Annotated in this window: 19 protein-coding genes; 13 read left to right on the top strand and 6 right to left on the bottom strand. The window is 64.9% G+C overall.

All coding sequences use genetic code 11. The features are described from left to right. The first annotated feature begins 42 nt into the window (after nucleotides 1–42). The 3 genes from I6F12_RS22265 to I6F12_RS22255 are packed head-to-tail and all read left to right on the top strand — an operon-like array spanning nucleotide 43 to nucleotide 3,115. A complete protein-coding gene (locus I6F12_RS22265) occupies nucleotides 43–1,107 on the top strand; it encodes an acyl-CoA dehydrogenase family protein (RefSeq protein ID WP_225113660.1) in 1,065 nt (354 codons plus the stop codon). A gap of 17 nt (nucleotides 1,108–1,124) precedes the next feature. Continuing rightward, the gene (locus I6F12_RS22260) at nucleotides 1,125–2,285 is read left to right on the top strand and encodes an acyl-CoA dehydrogenase family protein (RefSeq protein WP_057027444.1); all 1,161 of its coding nucleotides are present in this window, start codon (nucleotides 1,125–1,127) and stop codon (nucleotides 2,283–2,285) included. Between the two features lie 17 nt (nucleotides 2,286–2,302). Further along, nucleotides 2,303–3,115, top strand: coding sequence for an enoyl-CoA hydratase/isomerase family protein (locus I6F12_RS22255; protein WP_036026314.1), 813 nt, complete (start codon nucleotides 2,303–2,305; stop codon nucleotides 3,113–3,115). Between the two features lie 186 nt (nucleotides 3,116–3,301). Here the strand turns inward: I6F12_RS22255 and I6F12_RS22250 are convergent, their stop codons facing one another. The 3 genes from I6F12_RS22250 to I6F12_RS22240 form a co-directional block, all read right to left on the bottom strand. Next, on the bottom strand, nucleotides 3,302–4,048 hold the full coding sequence (locus I6F12_RS22250) for a hypothetical protein (RefSeq protein WP_225157220.1): 747 nt from the start codon (nucleotides 4,046–4,048) through the stop codon (nucleotides 3,302–3,304). Nucleotides 4,049–4,050: 2 nt separating this feature from the next. Next, the gene (locus I6F12_RS22245; protein ID WP_225157219.1) at nucleotides 4,051–4,839 is read right to left on the bottom strand and encodes an enoyl-CoA hydratase; all 789 of its coding nucleotides are present in this window, start codon (nucleotides 4,837–4,839) and stop codon (nucleotides 4,051–4,053) included. Between the two features lie 194 nt (nucleotides 4,840–5,033). Beyond that, the gene (locus tag I6F12_RS22240) at nucleotides 5,034–6,239 is read right to left on the bottom strand and encodes an ABC transporter substrate-binding protein (protein WP_225157218.1); all 1,206 of its coding nucleotides are present in this window, start codon (nucleotides 6,237–6,239) and stop codon (nucleotides 5,034–5,036) included. A 399-nt stretch (nucleotides 6,240–6,638) separates the two neighbouring features. Between I6F12_RS22240 and I6F12_RS22235 the strand changes: the two genes are divergently transcribed. Next, on the top strand, nucleotides 6,639–7,409 hold the full coding sequence (locus I6F12_RS22235) for a thermonuclease family protein (RefSeq protein ID WP_225113658.1): 771 nt from the start codon (nucleotides 6,639–6,641) through the stop codon (nucleotides 7,407–7,409). A 134-nt stretch (nucleotides 7,410–7,543) separates the two neighbouring features. After that, nucleotides 7,544–8,935, top strand: coding sequence for a M48 family metalloprotease (locus I6F12_RS22230; RefSeq protein WP_074448070.1), 1,392 nt, complete (start codon nucleotides 7,544–7,546; stop codon nucleotides 8,933–8,935). 105 nt (nucleotides 8,936–9,040) lie between these two features. Here the strand turns inward: I6F12_RS22230 and I6F12_RS22225 are convergent, their stop codons facing one another. Next, nucleotides 9,041–10,285, bottom strand: coding sequence for an MFS transporter (locus I6F12_RS22225; RefSeq protein ID WP_036014586.1), 1,245 nt, complete (start codon nucleotides 10,283–10,285; stop codon nucleotides 9,041–9,043). A gap of 186 nt (nucleotides 10,286–10,471) precedes the next feature. After that, nucleotides 10,472–11,719, bottom strand: coding sequence for an MFS transporter (locus I6F12_RS22220; RefSeq protein ID WP_225157217.1), 1,248 nt, complete (start codon nucleotides 11,717–11,719; stop codon nucleotides 10,472–10,474). Between the two features lie 187 nt (nucleotides 11,720–11,906). Here I6F12_RS22220 and I6F12_RS22215 point away from each other — a divergent pair, with 187 nt between their 5' ends. Further along, the gene (locus tag I6F12_RS22215) at nucleotides 11,907–13,973 is read left to right on the top strand and encodes a prolyl oligopeptidase family serine peptidase (RefSeq protein WP_225157216.1); all 2,067 of its coding nucleotides are present in this window, start codon (nucleotides 11,907–11,909) and stop codon (nucleotides 13,971–13,973) included. A gap of 117 nt (nucleotides 13,974–14,090) precedes the next feature. On the opposite strand, the gene I6F12_RS22210 is transcribed toward I6F12_RS22215, so the two are convergent. Then, on the bottom strand, nucleotides 14,091–14,765 hold the full coding sequence (locus I6F12_RS22210; protein WP_225157215.1) for a DUF938 domain-containing protein: 675 nt from the start codon (nucleotides 14,763–14,765) through the stop codon (nucleotides 14,091–14,093). 284 nt (nucleotides 14,766–15,049) lie between these two features. Between I6F12_RS22210 and soxX the strand changes: the two genes are divergently transcribed. From soxX to I6F12_RS22175, 7 genes are all read left to right on the top strand, one after another. Further along, on the top strand, nucleotides 15,050–15,343 hold the full coding sequence (gene soxX, locus I6F12_RS22205) for a sulfur oxidation c-type cytochrome SoxX (protein ID WP_225113698.1): 294 nt from the start codon (nucleotides 15,050–15,052) through the stop codon (nucleotides 15,341–15,343). A gap of 27 nt (nucleotides 15,344–15,370) precedes the next feature. Then, nucleotides 15,371–15,868 (top strand): thiosulfate oxidation carrier protein SoxY, encoded by a 498-nt coding sequence (gene soxY / locus I6F12_RS22200; protein WP_036014597.1) that lies wholly within the window; start codon nucleotides 15,371–15,373, stop codon nucleotides 15,866–15,868. Between the two features lie 15 nt (nucleotides 15,869–15,883). Beyond that, nucleotides 15,884–16,195: a thiosulfate oxidation carrier complex protein SoxZ gene (gene soxZ, locus I6F12_RS22195; RefSeq protein ID WP_225137686.1), complete on the top strand. Its 312-nt coding sequence runs from the start codon at nucleotides 15,884–15,886 to the stop codon at nucleotides 16,193–16,195. Beyond that, entirely contained in the window at nucleotides 16,195–17,058 is an 864-nt protein-coding gene (gene soxA / locus I6F12_RS22190) for a sulfur oxidation c-type cytochrome SoxA (protein WP_036014603.1), read from the top strand. The genes soxZ and soxA overlap by 1 nt, the downstream gene beginning before the upstream one ends. Continuing rightward, nucleotides 17,055–17,360, top strand: coding sequence for a hypothetical protein (locus I6F12_RS22185; RefSeq protein WP_036014604.1), 306 nt, complete (start codon nucleotides 17,055–17,057; stop codon nucleotides 17,358–17,360). The genes soxA and I6F12_RS22185 overlap by 4 nt, the downstream gene beginning before the upstream one ends. Before the next feature lie 50 nt (nucleotides 17,361–17,410). Further along, complete coding sequence (gene soxB / locus I6F12_RS22180; protein ID WP_225157214.1) at nucleotides 17,411–19,162, top strand: thiosulfohydrolase SoxB; 1,752 nt, start codon at nucleotides 17,411–17,413, stop codon at nucleotides 19,160–19,162. A 131-nt stretch (nucleotides 19,163–19,293) separates the two neighbouring features. Next, a complete protein-coding gene (locus I6F12_RS22175; RefSeq protein WP_036042512.1) occupies nucleotides 19,294–20,331 on the top strand; it encodes an MBL fold metallo-hydrolase in 1,038 nt (345 codons plus the stop codon). The last annotated feature ends 17 nt before the right edge of the window (nucleotides 20,332–20,348 follow it).

The following is a 20,348-nucleotide window of genomic DNA, read 5'->3' as shown; positions in this document are numbered from 1 at the left end:
CGATCAGACCGGACGCGCCAATGGCAAGATACGGGGAACGCTGTGGCGGAGAGTGACAATATCGTCGTCGAGACCGCGGAGAAGATCTTCGCCGATCTCGCCGATCCGCAAACCATCAACAACGACAAGAACAATTCCTGGCAGGCGCCGCTGTGGCAGGCGTTGAGCGAAGCCGGCCTGCCGCTGTCCTGGGTGCCGGATGATCTCGGCGGCTCGGGTGCGAGCCTCGCCGACGGCTTTGCGCTGATGAACGCCGCCGGCCGTTTCGCAGTCGCGGTGCCGCTGGCCGAGACCATGCTGGCGGGATGGCTGCTGGCACAGGCCAAGATCACATCACCCGATGGCGAGATGACGGTCGTGCCGGCGTCCCCGAAGGACCGCATCACCCTCGATGCCGACGGTGCGCTCTCCGGCCGCGCGCGCGGCGTGCCCTTTGCCAAGACGGCGAAGCATTTTGCCGTGCTGGCGCACGGCAAGGATGGTGCTTCCATCGCGCTGATCGACGCGGCCAAGGCGCGGATCGAGGCCGGGCTCAATGTCGGCTACGACCACAGCGATACCGTCACGCTCGACAAGGTCCAGCCCGTCGCCATCAAGCCCGCGCCGAAGGGCTTTGAGCAGACCCATCTGATGCTGATGGGCGGCGTCGCGCGCAGCCTCCAGATCGCCGGCGCGCTGGAATCCATGCTCGACATCTCCGTGCGCTATTCCAACGAGCGTGTCGCCTTCGAGAAGAAGATCTCGAAATTCCAGGCCGTGCAGCACAATCTCGCGCGCCTCGCCGGCGAATCCGCCGCGGCGCTTGCGGCGGCGACGTCCGCCGCCGACGCCATCGCCAATGCAAGATCGTTCAACGACGAGATCTATCTCGAAGCCGCCTCCGCAAAGATCCGCTGCGCGGAAGCTGCCGAGAAGGGCGGCGGCATCGCGCATCAGGTCCATGGCGCGATCGGCTTCACCATGGAGCACATCCTGCACCGCTATTCGCTGCGCGCGCTGGCCTGGCGCGACGATTTTGGCTCGGAAAGCTACTGGGCCGTCGAGCTCGGCAAGCTCGTCGCAAACCGCGGCGCCGACGAATTGTGGCCGCTCGTGGCATCGCGCTGATCCGGGAGAGAGACACAATGACTGCTGCCCTCCGTTTCGATCCGATCCGCCTGCCGGAGAAATGCGAGCAATTGCGCAAGGAAGTCCGCGCCTTTCTCGCCGAGGAGATCGCCGCCGGCACTTTCGATCCGCACAAGCCCAATCGCGAGGACACCGACGCGCCGGAATTTTCCCGCCGGGTCGGCGCCAAGGGCTGGCTCGGCATGACCTGGCCGAAAAAGTATGGCGGCCAGGAACGCTCCTTCCTCGAGCGCTACGTGGTGACCGAGGAGATGCGCGTCGCCAATGCGCCGACGCGGCGCTTCTTCGTCGCCGACCGCCAGAGCGGGCCGGTGCTTTTGAAATACGCGCCCGAGCACATCAAGATGGAGATCCTGCCGAGGATCTGCCGCGGCGAGATCTGCTTTGCCATCGGCATGAGCGAGCCGAACTCGGGCTCCGATTTGTTCGCGGCGAAGACGCGCGCGACCAAGACCGACGGCGGCTATCTCATCAACGGCACCAAGATCTGGACCTCGTCGGCGCATATCGCCGACTACATGATCGCGATCTTCCGGACCTCGCCGCCGACCAAGGAGAACCGCCGCCACGGCCTGACCCAGTTCCTGGTCAAGATGAAACAGCCGGGCATCAAGGTGAACCCAATCGGCCAGATCACCGGCCAGTATGAATTCAACGAGGTGGTCTTCACCGATCACTTCATTCCCGATGACCATGTGCTCGGCGAGGTCGACGGCGCCTGGAAACAGGCGACGAGCGAGCTCGCCTATGAACGCTCGGGCCCTGAGCGTTTCCTCGAGACCTATTACGTCCTCACCGAGCTGGTCCGCGCTGTCGGTCCCAATCCCGATACGCGCAGCGCCGAGGGCATCGGCCGCCTGGTCGCGCAGCTCCACACCATGCGGCGGATGTCGGTCTCGGTGGCCGGCATGCTCGAAGCCGGCAAGGAGCCGGTGGTGGAGGCATCCATCGTCAAGGACATCGGCACGGTCTGGGAGCAGCAGCTGCCGCATCGCGTGCGCGATCTCGCCGCCTTCGTCGAGGAGACCGCGAGCAACCGCGAGACCTTGGAGCGGCAGCTCGACTTCGCGATCAAGACCGCGCCGAAACTCACCATCCAGGGCGGCACCACCGAGGTGCTGCGCGGTATCATCGCCCGCGGATTGGGTTTGCGTTAAGTCAATCGAGGATCATCATGAGCACCTATCAAGATATCGGCGTCGAGAAGGTCGGGCATGTCGGCAGCATCGAGATCCGCCGTCCGCCGCTCAACTTCTTCGATATCTCGCTGATCAACCAGATCGCGGACGCGCTCGACGAGTTCGACCGCGACATCGAGATCCGTGCCTCCGTGCTCTCCGCGCAGGGCAAGGCGTTCTGCGCCGGCGCCAATTTCGGCGATCCGGCGCGGCAGGCCCAGGAGGCGCGCGAGGCCGAGAAAAAGGGCGATCCGGCCGACAGTCTCGGCCCGATCAATCATCTCTACATCCAGGCCGTGCGCATCTTCCGCGCCAAGAAGCCGATCGTTGCCGCCGTGCAGGGCGCGGCCATCGGTGGCGGACTCGGGCTTGCCGTGTCGGCCGATTTCCGCGTCACCTGTCCCGAAGCGCGCTTCTCCGCAAACTTCACCAAGCTCGGCTTCCACCCCGGCTTCGGCCTGACCGTGACGCTGCCGGAGCTGATCGGCAAGAACAACGCCGAACTGATGTTCTATACCAGCCGCCGCGTCACGGGCGAGGAAGCCTACAAATGGGGCCTCGCCAACGAGCTGGTGCCGCAGGACCAGGTCAAGGTGGCCGCGATGAAGCTCGCCGGCGAGATCGCCGAATGCTCCCCGCTCGGCCTGCTCTCCACCCGCGCCACGATGCGCAATGGCCTTGCCGACCGCGTGATGGCCGCGACCAACCACGAGCTCGCCGAGCAGACGCGGCTGCGCGCGACGGACGATTTCAAGGAAGGCGTGAAGGCCACGGAAGAGCGGCGGGTGGCGAATTTCAAGGGAAGGTAGTTTATTACAAAGCGATCGCTTCTTTCTTCCTTCTCCCCTTGTGGGAGAAGGTGGCGCGAAGCGCCGGATGAGGGGTTGCTTCAGCGCATTCAAACGCAAGTGATTCGCTCGCGGAGAGAGACCCCTCACCCGTCTCGCCGCTCGCGGCGAGCCACCCTCTCCCACAGGGGGAGAGGGTTTGCCCGATCAACTCACGCGGAACTTCACTCCGCCCAGCAGAAACTCGTTGCCCGCAACCGCGAGCCCCTTGGCCTTGGCTGTATGCAGCACCTGCGCCACGTCAGCCACCCGAAACTCCAGCGCGCTCATGATCTCGCTGGCGCCCTTGACGAAGCGGAAGGTCGCGTTGGGTAGCTTCAGTTCGGCGCCTTCAGGCGCAATTCCGATGATCCTGCCCCAGTGCTCGGCCAGCCCTTGCGGATCCGGGCTCTGCATCTCCACCGCCGTCAGCGCCTCGGTCACATCCTTGCGAATGAATTTCTGCCAGTCCGGTCCCGCCGGAGGATACGGCCCGAGGATGTCGTCGCTGCCTTCGGTGTGATTGAACTCGATGAAGGCGGCGCGGCAGTCGCGGGGGTGGAGCTGGACGCCGTGATACGGCGCGTGGTCGATGACATTGGCGGTGCGCACGCCGAGCGCATTGGCGTTGCGGCCGCGCTCGTCCGGGTCGTCGCAGCAGAAGATCGCCATGTAACCGCCGCGGCCGCCGGTCTTCTCGATGAAGCGACCGGCCGTGGTGCCGTCCTTGAACGGCGCGACCACCTCCAGCAGGATCGTGTCGACCGGGAGCAGCGCGTTCTCGAGGCCGTATTGGGCGACATTGCCGTCGCGATAGCAGACGGCGAGGCCCATGATCCGACCGATATCCGTGATGACGGGCTCGAGCTGCGGCGCGACCAGGCAGATCTGACGCAGCCGGATATAGGGCGCCATGGTCATGCGCCCCTAAAGGTCGGCTTGCGCTTCTCGACGAAGGCCTTGGCCGCCTCCTTGTGATCCTCGGTGTCGCCGCAACGGGTGTGATGGATCGCCTCGCCGTCGAAGCAATCCTCCAGCGCCAGGTGCTCGGCGTTGTTGATGTTGCGCTTGATGAAGCCGAGCGCGATCGACGGCCCTTGCGCCAGCGACAGCGCGAGCTCGTGCGCGGCCGCGTCGATCTCGGCGTCGGGCACGACCTTCGTCACCATGCCGATCGCATGTGCCTCCTTCGCGGTGAGCACCGGCGACATCAGATAGAGCTCGCGCGCCCGCGCACTGCCGAGCAGCTGGGTCAGGAAATAGGTGCCGCCGTAATCACCGGAGAACCCGACCTTGGCGAAGGCGGTGGTGATCTTGCAGGATTCGGAGGCGATGCGCAGGTCGCAGGACAGCGCCATGGACAGGCCGGCGCCAGCCGCCGCGCCATCGAGCTGGGCCACCACGGGCTTTGGCATCTGATGCAGGATGCGCGAGACCTCCATGCCGCGGCGCAGATTTGCGAGCTTCTGCTCGAACGGCAGCGGCGCGCGCCCCTGCGCCATCGACTTGACGTCGCCGCCGACGCAGAACGAGCCGCCGGCGCCCTTGAACAGCACCGCCCGCACCTCGGGATCATCAGCCGCGCGCCGTGCCGCCTCGACCAGCCCGGCGACCATCTCGGGATTGAGCGCGTTCTTCCGCTCGGGCCGATTCATCGTGATGATGAGCAGCCCGCCTTCGAGCTTTTGCAAGACCATGTCGTTCATGGATGTTGGCCTCATTCTGTGGTGCCACTCTCTCACTTTGTCATTCCGGGGCGCGACGAAGTCGCGAACCCGGAATCCATCTCTCAACCGTCAATGCCGCCCAATGGATCCCGGGCTCTCGCTTTCGCGAGCCCCGGGATGACGACCTATTGTTTGGCGCGCCCCGGGATGACGGCGTGCCTTACGTCACGCCGTCACTTCTTCACCAGCGGGCAGCGCGACAGCTCCAATGACTGGAACGCCTCGTTGCCGGGGACGGTGGCGAGCAGCTTGTAATCGTCCCAGCGCCCCTTGGACTCCGACGGCTTCTTCACCTCGAACAGGTACATGTCGTGGATCATGCGGCCGTCCTCGCGGATCTTGCCGTTCTTGGCGAAGAAGTCGTTGATCGGCGTCTCCTTCATCAGCTTGATCACCGCCGCCGCGTCGGTCGTGCCGGCTGCCTTCACAGCTTTCAGATAATGGGTGACGGAGGAATAGACGCCGGCTTGTGCCGAGGTCGGCACGCGCTTGGTGCGCTCCATGAAGCGCTTCGAGAAGGCACGCGTGTCGTCGTTGAGGTCCCAGTAGAACGCTTCCGCGAGCAGCAGCCCCTGCGCGGTCTCGAGCCCGATCGAGTCGATATCGGTGACGAACGCGAGCAGCGGCGAGACCTTCTGGCCGCCCTTGGTGATGCCGAACTCCGCCGCCTGCTTGATGGCGTTGATGGTGTCGCCGCCGGCATTCGCGAGCCCGATCACCTTGGCCTTGGTGGCCTGGGCCTGGAGCAGGAAGGACGAGAAATCCGACGTGTTGAGCGGGTGGCGGACGGCGCCGAGCACCTTGCCGCCGGTCTTGGTCACGACCGCGCTGGTGTCCTTCTCCAGATCCTGGCCGAAGGCGTAGTCGGCAGTGAGGAAGAACCAGCTGTCGAGACCCGACTTCACCGCCGCAAGACCGGTCACGTTGGCCTGGCCGTAGGTGTCGAACACGTAGTGGATGGTGTAGGGACCGCAGGCCTCGTTGCTGAGACGGATCGAGCCCGGCCCGTTGAACATGATGATCTTGTTGCGCGCTTTCGCGATCTCGCCGGCGGCAAGCGCGGTCGCGGAGGCCGCGACGTCGTAGATCATCTCGACGCCCTGATTATCGAGCATGTCGCGGGCAATGTTGGCGGAGAGATCGGCCTTGTTGAGATGGTCGGCCGCCAGCACCTGGATCTTGCGTCCCAGCACCTCGCCGCCGAAATCCTCGACCGCCATCTTCGCCGCAGTCTCGCTGCCGGAGCCGGTGATATCTGCATAAAGGCTCGACATGTCGAGGATGCCGCCGATCTTCAGCGGCGGCTTGTCCTGAGCCTGTGCGGCGCTCGCATTGAGGGCAAACGCGGCGGCAAAAATGCCGGACAAAATAGTCTTCATCGAAAACGACCTCCCTTATCGCGCCGTGCTCTGATGGCGGCTTGGTTATTGCTCTTGGGTTATTGCTCTTGGCTATTCGCTGTTGCCGCAATCATGCCGCATGCGCAAGAGCGCAGCAAGCGCAGGTGCGATGCAGATGAATGATCAATGCGCGCTTTCCGCAAAGCGGAATGCCGCGAGGACGGAAGCTGTCCCCGCATTGTCATTGCGAGCCAACGGGTCCGCGCGAAGCGCGGCCGGATGACAGGCTCCGCGAAGCAATCCAGAAATGCGTCCGCGGAAACAGTCTGGATTGCTTCGTCGCGAAGAGCTCCTCGCAATGAAGGGTTTGAGAAAGCCCCTTCGCGTCTCACCACGCATGAGTTAAGGTCCGGCCGCAATGCAACCTCTCCGGATCACGTGACGCAACGGCTTCGCTTCATCGTCGCATGTCTTCTCGTCGCAAGTAGCTCGGCATTCGCGGGCCCCTGCCAGTTCGAGTCCCAAGGCGAAGGCCGCGTCGCTGCCATCGTCGATGCGCGCAGCGTGCGGCTCGATGACGGGCGCGAGATCCGCCTCAGCGGCATCGCGCCGACCGCGACCACGAAGCAGGCGCTGACCTCGCTGCTCGCCGGCCACGACGTGATGCTGCGGAGCGCTGACGACACGCCTGATCGCTACGGCCGCCAGAGTGCGCTTGTCTTCATCGGCGAAGGCGACATCTCGGTGCAGGCCATGCTGCTCGCTCGGGGCGATGCCATCGCCTCCGCCGAGATCCTGGACAAGGACTGCGCGGCCGCCCTGATGGCGTCCGAAGCTGCGGCGCGGCGCCAAAAAATGGGCAGCTGGGCTGACCCGTCGGCCATAAAAAACGCGGAAAGTCCGGACGATATTTTGGCGGAGATCGGGCGCTTTACGGTGGTCGAAGGCAAAGTCCTGTCGGTCCGGCAAGCTGGGGCAACGACCTACCTCAACTTCGGACGAAACTGGACACGCGGCTTTGCCGTGACTATTTCAAAGCGCACGCTAGCGGCGTTCGAAAGCGCTGGTATGGCCCTTAAGTCCCTGGAGAATCGGCGTATTCGCGTTCGGGGCTGGGTTGAGGGGAATACGGGGCCACGCATCGATGTACGCCTCGTGGGGCAGATCGAGTTGCTGGGCGCAAACGAGCCGACAGGGGTAAGGCCTTAAGACAGGCCGGGCACGGGTTAAACGACGTGAATGGGGTGCTAGAACGGCACGGACTGGGCGATTGCCGCCGCCTGCGGGCTGCGCCGGCCGCGCTTTGCCTTGCGCTGGGCGGACTTCTCGCTGGCTGCGGCGATATGGGCCGGTTCCAGACTGCGGCGACCCCGGCAGCCGTCGCGATGCCGAAGCCGAAGCCCGCCGTCGCCCAAACCCCGGCCACCGAGAAGGAGCACGAGCGCATCCTGGCGAGCTATGGCGGGACCTATGACGATCCCAAGCTCGAGGCGCTCGTCAGCAAGACCGTCGACCGGCTGGTCGCGGCCTCCGAGCGGCCCGACCAGGGCTACAAGGTCACCATCCTCAATTCCGGGGCGGTGAACGCCTTCGCGCTGCCCAACGGCCAGCTCTATGTCACGCGCGGCCTGCTCGCGCTCGCCAGCGACACCTCCGAATTGTCCTCCGTGCTCAGCCACGAGATGGCGCATGTGCTGTCCAAGCACGCGGCGATGCGCGAGGACCAGGCCCGCCAGGCCGCGATCGTCACCCGCGTTGTCACCGACATGAGCAACGATCCCGACCTCACCGCGCTGGCGCTGGCCAAGACCAAGCTCACCATGGCGAGCTTCTCGCGCAAGCAGGAGTTCGAGGCCGACGGCATCGGCGTCGGCATCTCCGCCAAGGCGCATTTCGACCCGTACGGCGCGGCGCGCTTCCTGTCCGCGATGGAGCGAAATGCCGAGCTGAAGGCCGGCAAGAGCTCGCTCGATCCGCGCGCGCAGGATTTCACCTCGTCGCATCCGGCAACTCCGGAACGCGTCCAGAACGCGCAGAACATTGCCCGCCAATACACCGCGCCTGAAGGCGCCGAGCGCGATCGCGAAAGCTATCTCGCCGCGATCGACAATCTCGTCTATGGCGAAGACCCGAGCGAAGGTTTTGTCCGCGGCCGGCGCTTCCTGCATCCGAAGCTCGGCTTCACCTTCCAGGCGCCGGACAATTTCACGCTCGACAACACCGCGCAGGCCGTGATCGGCGTCCGCGAGGGCGGCGCGCAGGCGATGCGCTTCGACGTCGTGCGCGTGCCGGCCGAACAGTCGCTCGGCGACTACCTCAATTCCGGCTGGATGGAAGGCGTCGAGAAGGCTTCGACCGAGGATCTCACCGTCAACGGTTTTCCAGCGGCGTCCGCCACCGCCAAGGGCGACCAGTGGCAGTTCAAGGTCTATGCGCTGCGCTTCGGCAGCGACGTCTATCGCTTCATCTTCGCGGCACGGCAGAAATCAACCGAGAGCGAGCGGAATGCGCGCGAGACCGTCAACTCGTTCCGGCGGCTGACGCTGGAGGAAATCCAGGCCGCGCGCCCGCTGCGCATCAAGGTCATCACTGTGCAGCCCGGCGATACCGTGGAGTCGCTCTCCCACCGCATGGCCGGCGTCGACCATCCCGCCGAGCGCTTCCGCGTACTGAACGGCCTCGATCGCACCGCGCAGGTGAAGGTGCGCGACCGCGTCAAGATCGTGGCGGACTAAAGCGCGATGCGATTGGGATCGTCATCGCGCTTTAGGTTATTCTTTTGAGCATGATCTTTTCGGAAAACCGCTACACACTTTTCCGGACCATGCTCCGACGCCGCGCTAAGCGGATGTCATCCCAGAGAGACGCGGCCTCCCCCGCACCATGATCAGCGCCGCCGCCATCACCTCCAGCACGATGCAGAGATAGAAGGGCAGCGTATAGCCGCCGGAGAGATCGCGCAGGAAACCGACCACGCCGGGACCGAACGCGTAGGTGACCTGGTTGATCGCCGTGTTGAGGCTGATCAGCACGCCGAAGGCGGCGGAGTCGAACTCCTGCTGCACGATGAGCGAGGGCAGCGTGATGAGGTTGCCGACCGAAAAGCCGAACACGGCGCAGGCCGCGATCAGCACGTAATCGTTGTGCAGGTTGACGACGACGAGAAGCGCGGCGGCCTGGCTGAGGAACGACAGCGCGGACGCGAGGCGCTGATTGATGCGGTCGATCACCAGCGAGAACAGCACGCGGCCGACCACCGCCATCGCGGTGAGCACCGCTACGGCCACGGCGGCGCGCTCGCGTCCGATCACGGGATCGAGGAACGAGATCAGATGCACGATGAAGCCGACCTGGGCGAACAGCACCAGGGCGAAGGCGATCGTCACCGTGAGGAAGCCGGCGTCCCGCAGCGCCCAGGCGCGGATCTCAGTCGATGATTGCGGCTTCGCCTTCGCCGCCGCCTGCCACCCGTGGCGATCGGGCGGGCGGCCGACGAGAAGGAGGATGACCGGCACGAGCAGGATCAGCATGGCGCCGGCGGCGGCGTACATCGCACCGGCGAAGCCGATATGGCCAATCAATGCTACCAGCAGCGGCACGCCGGCGATGCCGCCGAAGCTGGCGCCGTTGAGCGCGAGACTGATCGCCATGCCGCGCTTCTGGTCGAACCACAGGCTGATCGTGTTGGTGATCATGCCGAGACTGGTGCCGGCCCAGCCGAAGGCGAGCACGGCATTGGCGAGATAGAGCTGCCAGGGCTCGCGCACCGCGCCGATCGCGACCGCGGCGGACGCCATCGCCAGCGTCCCGGCGATCAGGCTGAGCCGTGGACCGTATTTCCGCACGGCCTCGCCGACGAAGACGACCAGCAGCGCGCCGAACAAATAGAAGAACGTGGTGCCGGAGGAGATCAGCGAGGCCGGCCAGCCCCGTGCGCGCTGCAGCTCGGCGACATAGACGCTCTGGCCGTAGAAGCCGAGCCCCCAGCCGAAGGTGGCGAGCAGGAAGCAGACCGCGACGATGCGCCAGCCTTCATAGCGGAGCGAGGATTCGTGGGCCGCTGGGGTCTGAGGATTGTCGAGCATTTCATCTGCCGTTTGTTTTGCTCCGTCATGCCCGGACTTGTTCCGGGCATCCACGTTCTTCTTCCGACCTCGCAAAGACGTGGATGGCCGGGACAAGCCCGGCCATGACGACATCTAAATAACCTTCCTCAGAAAATCACTTCGACCTGGATCGAAGTGTCAACGCTGCTGACAACCTCCCGCCACTCACACGGCGTCGGGGAATTCGCACATGGCCGCCTCCAGCCGCGCCTTGCGGCGCTTCGCCCAGGAGACCAGCGAGAGCACCGCAAGGCCCAGCACCACCGGCGGGAACACCACGAGGTTCACCGCGGACCAGCCGTAATTGGCGAGCAGCTGGCCCGATGAGAACGAGCCGATCGCCATCATGCCGAACACTAGGAAATCGTTGAAGGCCTGCACCTTGTTGCGCTCCTGCGGGCGATGCGTCTCCAGCACCAGCGCGGAGGCGCCGATGAAGGAGAAATTCCAGCCTACGCCGAGCACGATCAGCGTCGCCCAGAAATGCATCGCCGTAAGGCCGGAGAGACCGATGATGGCGGCGCCCGCTTCCAGCAGCAGGCCGGCGGCGACGATCTTCGGAGCGCCGAAGCGCGCGATCAGCGTGCCCGTGAAGAAGCTCGGCCCGTACATCGCAACGATGTGCCATTGCAGGCCGAAATTGGAATCGGACACGGACAGGCCGCACAGCTTCATCGCAAGCGGCGCCGAGGTCATGACCAGGTTCATCATGGGATAGGAGATGACGCCGCACAGCGCTGCCGCGATGAAGCGCGGCTGGGACACGATCGTGAGCAGCGGCCGGCCGCCGTGCAGATCGGCCGGCGCGGGCTTCGGCATATCGACGCCGGCGACGATGCCCATCGCGATCAGCGCGACGGCGGCCTGCACCAGGAAGCTGAAGGCGAACAGATAAGGCTGCCAGACATCCATGGTCCATTGCACGAGCTGCGGACCGAGCACGCCGGCGAACACGCCGCCCGCCATCACCCAGGACACGGCCTTCGGCCGGTAGGCCGCACTGGCGCCATCCGCGGCGGCGAAGCGATAGGATTGCGCCACCGCGCCGTAGAGACCGCCGAGGAAGGTAGCAAAGCAGAACAGCGCGAACGAGCCGCGCAGAATTGCGAGCGAGCCGAGCAGGCCGGTGAGCGTGCCGAGACCCGTGCCGATGACGAAGGCGGCGCGGCGGCCGAAGCGGCGCGAGATCGCGCCGGTCGGCAGCGTCCCGGCGGCGAGCCCGACCACATACATCGAGATCGGCACGGTCGCGAACGACATGTCGGGCGCGAGCGTGGCGCCGACGATCGCTCCGGTGGCGAAGATCACGGCCGAGTTGGCGCCGGTCAGCGCCTGCGCGGCGGCGAGGCGCACCACGTTGGCGCGCGCACGGGCATCGTCGGCGATCTCATGGGCTGCAGTCACGTCCAGCATCGGCATTTCCGCCCAAAGGGCTCTGTTGATTCGCGGCACTATGGAGGGGTGAGAGAGGGCCGGCAACCGGCGCAAACGGGCGCGGGCCATGCCCCTGACGCAATCGCTGGAATGATAACGCTGCGCACCCTTGACGGCTTGCGCTCGATCAAATCCTATCCGCCGCGATCTTCCGGGAGTTACCTTCATGTCCGTCGACGACAGGCCCACGCTTCAAGCGCCCGACGACGATCCCTGGCTGTGGCTGGAGGAGATCGAGGGCCGGCAGGCGCTCGATTTTGTCGAGCGGCAGAACAGCCTGACGCTCGCCGCGTTCGGCGGCAAGGCCTTCGAGCACGATCGCGACATCCTCGCGGCGATCTATGACCGACCTGACAACATTCCCTATGTCAGCCGGCGCGGCAACGACCTGCACAATCTCTGGAAAGACGCCGCCAACCCGCGCGGCCTGTGGCGGCGGACTTCGCTTGCGGAATTTCGCAAAGCCGATCCGGCATGGGAGACCATGCTGGACATCGACCAGCTCGCGAGAAGCGAAGACGAGGACTGGTTGCTTAGCGGTATCGCCACGATGCCGGGAAGCTCGCGGGCGATCTTGAGCCTGTCGCGCGGCGGCAGCGATGCCGTCACCTTGCGGGAATTCGACCTCGCCACGAAAAGTTTCGTGGCGAACGGCTTTGCGCTGCCGGAAGCGAAAGGCGGCGTCGACTGGCTCGATGCCGACACGCTGCTGCTGTCAAGCGCGCATGGCGAGGACATGGCGACGAGCTCGGGCTATGCGCGCACCGTCCGCCTGTGGCGGCGCGGCCAACCGGTCGATCAGGCACAGATGGTCATCGAGACCACCGCCGATCACATGGTGATCTATGGCATGGCCGACGACACCGGAGCGGCGCCCCGGGTCTGGATCGTCGACCAGATCGACTTCTTCAACCACGCCATCTGGCTGCGCGATGCGGCCGGCACGACGACGAAGCTCGATCTGCCGACCGGGATTTGGATGCAGGCGCATGGCGACTGGTTCGCGATGAAGCTACGCAAGGACTGGCAGGTCGATGGCCGGACCTATGCCACCGACACCGTGCTCGGCATCTCGCTCTCGGCCTTCCTCGCCGGCAGCCGCGATTTTGTCGTCCTGTTCGAGCCCGCACCGCGGCGCGCGCTGCAAGGGTTGTTCTGGGCGGAAGGAAAGCTGGTGATGTCGATTCTCGACGAGCTCAAACCTCGCTTCGAGATCTGCACACCGTCTGCCACTAGCTGGAGCCGCGAGACACTTGGCGGCCTGCCGCAGATCGGCGTCGTCGATGTCTGGCCGCTCGACCGCCATGCATCGGAGAGCAATGGCGATCTGCTCGCCAATGTGCAGGACCCGCTGACGCCGCCGGCGCTGCTGCTGATCGAGCGCGGCGTCGCAAGCCCGATCGTGCTGAAGCAGGCGCCGAAGACGTTCACCGCCGATGGCCTCGTGGTGACGCAGCACGAGGCGATCTCCGTTGACGGCGAGCGTATCCCCTATGTGCAGACGGGCCCTGCCGGCGAGACCGGCGATGCGCCGGTCTATCTGAGCGCCTATGGCGGCTTTGGTCACTCGGTGAAGCCGTACTACAATTCCTCGCTCGGCAAGTTGTGGCTGGAGCGCGGCGGCACGATTGTGCAGGCGAATCTGCGCGGCGGCGGCGAGTTCGGCACGCGCTGGCACGATGCCGGACGGCTTGCCGGCAAGAAGCTTTCACACGACGATTTCGCCGCGGTCGCGGCCGATCTCGTCCGCCGCGGTGTGACGAGCGCAAAACGCATCGCCGCGCAGGGCGGATCGAACGGCGGCATCCTCATCACCAACATGCTGGTGCGCTATCCCGAGCGTTTCGGCGCATTGTTCTGTACCATCCCGCTGATCGACATGCGCCGCTACACCAAGCTGCTCGCCGGCGCGAGCTGGATCGCGGAATATGGCGATCCCGACAAGCCGGAGGAATGGGAATGGCTGCAGACATACTCGGCCTATCACAATGTGAAAGCCGGCCGGTCCTATCCGCCGATCCTGATTGCAACGACGCGGCGCGACGACCGCGTCCATCCCGGCCATGCCCGCAAGATGGCGGCAAAGCTGCAGGCCATGGGCTATGAGGCCTGGTTCTACGAGCCGCCCGCAGGCGGCCACGGCTACGGCAGGGACAACAAGGAGCGCGCCGGTTTCGAGGTGCTGGGCTATCGGTTCTTGAAGGAGAAGATCGGGTGGCGGGATGAAGGCTAGAGTTGGGTGCGCTGACGTCTCCACATCGTCATGGCCGGGCTTGGCCCCGCCATCCACGCCTTGCCTTACCGCCCGAAGAACGTGGATGCCCGGGACAAGCCCGGGCATGATGACCTCCTAGCCTCTTGCAAACACCAGCGTCAGATTGTTCGCGGGCATCTCGATCGTGTCGATGAGGCCGAGGCCTGCCGCCTTCGCCAGCTTCTCGACGTCGACGACGTCGCGCACGCCCCATTCGGGATTGCCCTCGCGCAAGGAGGTGTCGAACACCGCATTGCTGAGCGCGGTATGCTTGCCGTCGCGCTTGAAGGGGCCGTAGAGGAACAGCTTGCCGTCGCGGCGCAGATAACGGCCCGCGCCGGCGAACAGGCCTTCGGCCACGGCCCAGGGCGCGATGTGAATGACATTGGCGCAGAACACGGCCGCGAGGCTGGTCGGCCCCTGCCCGCTTTTCATTTCCGGGCACCAGTCGGGATCGGTGAGGTCGATGCGCAGGGGTGAACGGATGTTCGGCAGGCCGGCATGCACGCGCCAGGCTTCGATGCTCTTGAGGTGGCGCTGGTTGAGATCGCTCGGCCACCAGATCAGGCCCGGCGTGTGGCGGGCGAAATGCACCACGTGCTGCCCGGTTCCACTGCCGAGTTCCACGACGTTGCCGGTCGCATCCGCGAGATGCTTTTCCAGCGCTGCCCAGATCGGTTCGTGATTGCGATGGAAGGCAGGCGCATCGAGCCGGCCATCCGGCTCGACCCGTCCGCCATCCCTGCCAAATTCGACCACATATTCAGCCAAGTGACGTCCCCAAAAAATGCGAACCAGAAAAGGCGGCCAAACGTCCGAGAATAATCTGCTAGTTCACGCCCATCCGAATGAACGAACTATCTCGTCAGTTGCAATGCGCAGGATATTAACTCCATTTCACCGCGTGCATAGTCTTGATTGTCAGGCGATGGCCTTTGTGCTTTTGAACAATTCCGCAAACGAGATCATCGAGATAACGCCGGGACGATGCCTTGACCGCCTTTCCTCGCAAGCCCGCTCTGCTTGCTGCGCTGGCCCTCCTCGCCGGCGCGGCAATGGCCCCGGCGGGGGCGCAATCCACCGTGACGGAGGGCCAGAAGCTCGCCTTCGACCGCGGCAAGGGCAATTGCCTCACCTGCCACGTCATCAAAGGCGGCGACCTGCCGGGGACGATCGGACCGGAGCTGAAGGACATCAAGGCCAAATACCCCGATCGCAACGAGCTCACCGCGATCATCTTCGACGAGACCAAGCGCAATCCGCAAACCATGATGCCGCCGTTCGGCCGGAACCGGATTTTGACCGAGCAGGAGATCAACGCGATTGTTGATTTCCTGCAGACCCTGTAACCGCCGGCGGCCCCTAGGAGACTTGAGATGACCACGACCCCCAAGCCTCATTGGAGGCCTCATCCGACGCGGCGCCTGATCCTTCAGGGCGCTGCCTCCGTGGCGCTGCTCGGCCTCGGCAATCTGCCGTTCGCGCCCGCGCGCGCCGCGGCGAACGACAAATATCCGGAAGAGGCCTTCAGGCAGAAGAGCGAGGCGGATGCGATCAAGGCGCTCTACGGCAAGGCCGCCGAGCCGTCGGACAAGGTCAAGCTGGATGCACCGGAGATCGCCGAGAACGGCGGCGTCGTGCCGATCTCGGTGACGACGACGCTGGACAAGGTCACCTCGATCTCGTTCTTCGTGGCGGAGAACCCGAGCGCGCTGGCGGCCAGCTACAGGATTCCCGATGGCACGATCCCTGCCGTCGCCAACCGGCTCAAGATGGCCAGGACCACCAAATTGACCGCGATCGTGGAGGCCGACGGCAAGCTCTACAGCGCGACCAAGGAGGTCAAGGTCACCGTCGGCGGTTGCGGCGGCTAAGCGAGGCAGTTCGACATGGCATCCAGCATTCGCGTGCGCGCAACATCGACCGGCGACATCACCGAGGTGCAGACGCTGATCCAGCACCCCATGGACACCGGCCTCGTCAAGGACTCCAAGGGCGAGTTGATCCCGGCGCATTTCATCCAGCGGCTGAAGTTCGAATGTAACGGCAAGGACGTGTTCGTCGCCGATTGGGGCACAGCGGTCTCCAAGGACCCCTACGTCAAGTTCAGCTTCAAGGGCGCCAAGAAGGGCGACGAGCTCAAGATCTCCTGGACCGACAACAAGGGCGGCTCGGATACGACCACCGCGAAGATCGCGTGATGAAGGCCCGCATCCACCTCCTGCTTGGCTCGCTCAGCGCTGCGCTCGTCGCGTTCGCGCTTGCCGCGCCGCGCGTGATCGCTGCCGACAAGGTCGATCCCGTCGCCGACGCCAAGGCGTTCCAGAACTTCTTCTTCCAGAAATTTCCGAACGTGAAGCACGAGGATTTCGTCAACGGTCCGTATTCCATGAACGAGGACATGAAGCGGCAGTGGCAGGAGAAGGAGGAATTCCCGCCTTACGAGTTCGCGCTCGAGGCCGGCAAGGAGATGTTCTCGACCCCGTTCAAGAACGGCAAGACCTATGCCGACTGCTTCCCGAACGGCGGCATCGGCATCCGCCAGAACTATCCGTACTTCGACAGCGGCGAAGGCAAGGTCATCACGCTGGAGCTCGCGCTCAACCGCTGCCGCGAGGCCAATGGCGAGGCGCCCTATTCCTACGTCAAGGACGAGATGGCCTCGCTCACCGCCTACATGGCCTACACCTCGCGCGGCAAGCTGATGGACATCAAGATCCCCGACGATCCCCGCGCGCTGGCGGCGTACGAGAACGGCAAGCGCTATTTCTACACGCGGCGCGGCCAGATGAATTTCTCCTGCGCGAGCTGCCACGTGCAGAGCCCAGGCGAGCGCATCCGCGCCGAGACCCTCGCCCCAGCGCTCGGCATCCTCAACGCGATGCCGATCTACCGCTCCGAATGGAGCGGCATGGGCACGACCAGCCGCCGCTTCGTCACCTGCAACAGCCAGACCCGCGCGGTTCCGCTGGAGCCGCAGTCGGATGAATATCGCGACGTCGAATATTTCCTGTCCTACGTCGCCAACGGCCTGCCGATCTCGGGACCGGGAGCACGGCCATGAAGCTGTCACTTGGCTTGGCCATGCTGCTCGCCTTGAGCCTTGCGCCATCCGCGCGCGCGGCGAGTGAGGCGGACTACAAGGCGGCCTATGCGGCCGCCGAAGCCGCCTCCAAGGAGGCGGCGGGCATGCGCAACCAGTGGACGGTGACCGTATCTGCGCTGGCGGCCGCGAAAAGGGCTGCCGATGGCGGCGATTTCGGCCGTGCGGTGGCCGCGGCCAGGGAAGCCGAAGCGCTGGCGAGGGCGTCGATCTTCCAGGCTGTTTCCGAAAAAGAAGCCTGGAAGGCGATGGAAATCCGCTAGACTGCCCCGCGGTGAACGCAGCCCCCACGAGAGGCGCGGAGAATTCTTGAATGGCGATCCGCCGCCGCGATTTCCTGAAAGGTGCAGGCCTTGCCGCGGCAACGATTGGCCTGCCGCGGCTCGCCCGCGGCGCTGACGCCGCCAGCATCTACGACCTCGAACGGTTCGGCAATGCGCGCATCCTGCACATCACCGACACGCATGCGCAGCTCAATCCGGTCTATTTCCGCGAGCCCAGCGTCAATATCGGCATCGGCGAGATGGCGGGACGGCCGCCGCATCTGGTCGGCCGGGCCTTTCTCGAGCGCTTCGGCATCCGCTCCGACAGCGCCGATGCCTATGCCTTCACCTGCTTCGAGTTCGAGAAGTCCGCAGGCCGCTTCGGCAAGCTCGGGGGCTTTGCCCATCTGAAGACGCTGGTCGATCGCCTGCGCGCCGATTTCGGCGAGCGGCGTTCGCTGCTCGTCGACGGCGGCGATCTCTGGCAGGGCACGGGGCTGGCCAACCTGATGCAGGGCCGCGACATGGTCGAGGTCGCCAATCTGCTCGGCATCGAGGCGATGACGGGCCATTGGGAATTCACCTATGGCGAGCAGGCGCTGCGCGACAATCTCGAGCGTTTCAAGGGCGAGTTCCTGGCGCAGAACGTGTTCCTGACCGAAGAGGCCGCGTTCAACGACGCGCCGGCCTTCGACAAGGCCACTGGGCGCGTGTTCAAGCCTTCCGTCATCAAGGAGCTCGGCGGGCATCGCATCGCGATCGTCGGCCAGGCCTTCCCCTACACTCCGATCGCGCATCCCAGGAGGTTCACACCGGACTGGAGCTTCGGCATCCGCGAGGAGGAGTTGCAGAAGCATGTCGACGCCTTGCGCGGCACCGACAAGGTCGACGCCGTCGTGCTGCTGTCGCACAACGGCATGGACGTGGATCTCAAGCTCGCCAGCCGGATCACCGGCATCGACGTCATTCTCGGCGGCCACTCCCATGATGCCGTGCCGCAGCCCATGCCGGTGAAGAACGCAGGTGGTACGACCCTCGTCACCAATGCCGGCTCCAACGGGAAATTTCTGGGTGTGCTCGATCTCGCGCTCGACAGCGGCAAAGTCAGCGATGCCAGATATCGTCTGCTGCCGGTCTATTCGGAGCTGCTGAAGCCCGATCCCGCGATGGCCGAGCTGATCGGCCGGGTCCGTGCACCGCACGTGGCCGACTGGTCGGAAAAGATCGCGACGCCCGACCGGCTGCTTTATCGCCGCGGCAATTTCTCCGGCCCCATGGACGAGCTGATCTGCACCGCGCTGCGCACCGAGCTCGATGCCGAAATCGCGCTGTCGCCGGGCTTCCGCTGGGGCGTCACCGTGCTGTCCGGCCAGGCCATGACCATGGAGGATCTGCTGGCGGAAACCGCGATCACCTATCCCGAGACCTATGTGCAGGAGATGACGGGGGCCCAGATCAAGGACCTGCTCGAGGACGTCTGCGACAACCTCTTCAACGCCGATCCCTACTACCAGCAGGGCGGCGACATGGTCCGTGCCGGCGGGCTCAGCTACACCTGCACGCCGGACGCTGCGATCGGCAGCCGCATCTCGGAGCTGAAGCTCGGCAGCGGCAAGGCGCTCAGCGCCAGCCACCGCTACAAGGTCGCGGGCTGGGCCTCAGTCAACGGCCAGCAGGGCGCGCCGGTGTGGGACGTGGTCGGCAAATATCTGCGCTCGGGCCGGATGATGCCCGAACGGCTCGGCTCCGGCGTGACGCTGAAAGGCGTCGAAGGCAATCCAGGCATTGCAGGACTGGGATGATGTGTTTTGTCCGCGATCATGCGACCATAATAATAATCTTCTAAATTTTTCTGCTCACGCAGTGAATTACTTCTCTTTCCGACCCGTATTGTAGTAGAATCTTGGAAGTCAGTTCCAAGCCGGGTCCTGCCATGATCTTCCGACAGCTCTTCGACAGCGTTTCGGGCACCTACAGCTACGTCCTCGCCAGCCGCCCCGGCGGCGAGGCGCTGATTCTCGACCCCGTGCTGGAGAAGGTCGACCGCTACTGCCAATTGCTGCGCGAGCTCGACCTCAAGCTGGTCAAGGCGGTGGACACGCATCTGCATGCCGACCACGTCACCGGCCTCGGCGAGCTGCGCGATCGCACCCATTGCATGACCGTGATGGGCGACCAGACCAAGGCCGACGTCGTCGCCATGCGGGTGGCCGACGGCGACAAGGTGACGATCGAGGGCCTGTCGCTCGACGTGATGTACACGCCGGGCCACACCGACGATTCCTATTCTTATTTGATGGGCGACCGCGTCTTCACCGGTGACACGCTGCTGATCCGCGGCACCGGCCGCACCGATTTCCAGAACGGCTCGGCGCGCGCGCAATACGATTCGATCTTCAACCGCCTCTTGAAGCTGCCGGACGAGACGATGGTGTTTCCGGCCCACGACTACAAGGGCGACACCGTCTCCACCATCGGCGAGGAAAAACGCTACAATCCACGGCTCCAGGTGCGCTCGGTCGACGAATATGTCGAGCTGATGGCCAATCTGAAGCTGCCCAATCCGAAGATGATGGACGTGGCGATTCCCGCCAACATGCATGTCGGCCTGCACCAGGAAGAGCTGGAGAAGGAAGGCCGCGCGCTCAGCGCGATCGAGGCGATCCGCAGCCTCGGCCGGCCCGACATCCTGCTGGTGGACTTGCGCGAGACCAATGAGCGGATGAAGCACGGCATGCTCGAAGGCGCGCTGCACACGCCGTATCCCTCCGTCGAGGAGAGCCTCAAGCCCGGCGGCATGCTGCGCGAGGTCGCGGCCGCAACCGGGCGGCGCGTGGTGTTCTTCTGCGCCTTCGGCGAACGCTCGGCGATGGCCGTTGCTGCTGCAAAGGAGGCGGGGCTTCCGAACACCGCGCATATCGCCGGCGGCCTCGATGCCTGGAAGAAGGCAGGCGGGCCGGTGGTGCACTGACGGCCTCGTCGCCCCTT

The sequence above is a fragment of the Bradyrhizobium sp. IC4059 genome, from assembly GCF_020193615.1.
GTDB lineage: Bacteria > Pseudomonadota > Alphaproteobacteria > Rhizobiales > Xanthobacteraceae > Bradyrhizobium > Bradyrhizobium yuanmingense.
The sequence above is the reverse complement of the archived record's forward strand: the minus strand, read 5'-3'. Positions and strand labels throughout refer to the sequence as shown.